This window comes from Pseudomonas sp. Irchel 3E19, assembly GCF_900187585.1.
GTDB classification, from domain to species: Bacteria; Pseudomonadota; Gammaproteobacteria; order Pseudomonadales; family Pseudomonadaceae; genus Aquipseudomonas; species Aquipseudomonas baetica.
Genome location: NZ_FYDT01000027.1, coordinates 89,275 through 89,635, shown reverse-complemented (window position 1 = coordinate 89,635; position 361 = coordinate 89,275). Strand labels below are relative to the sequence as shown.

Sequence of the window (361 nt, the reverse complement as noted above, 5' to 3'; positions counted from 1 at the left end):
CGACATCAGTCATTACCTGATGCATCGGTACAACTGGATTAGACCGCACCAATTCAACAACGGACTGGCCCCAGCTCAGGCCGAGAAAAAACTTAACGTCGTGTCCGGGATTAGTTGACCACTACACTGTCGATACGGGCCAGCGGTGCATAGCTATCCGGTTCGTAGAGGTACAGGCTGTGTAAGTGCGACTGTTGTTTCTGGAGCAGACGCAAGCCTTGCCAGAGGAACTTTGTTTCTTGAGTCTGGCCGTCTTGCGTGACCTGTTTACCTATGCGCCGGCCCAGGGCGTCGTAGTGGTAACGAGCCTCGCTGCTCAAGGTTGTACCCTGCCAGGTTTGCGCGCGGATCAGACGGTTTT

The 361-nt window shown here is 54.6% G+C and carries 1 pseudogene; it reads right to left on the bottom strand.

Features of this window, described 5'->3' with window-relative positions:
- Positions 1 to 110 precede the first annotated feature (110 nt).
- A pseudogene (locus CKW18_RS17960) lies at positions 111 to 361 on the bottom strand (hypothetical protein); the annotation flags it as partial.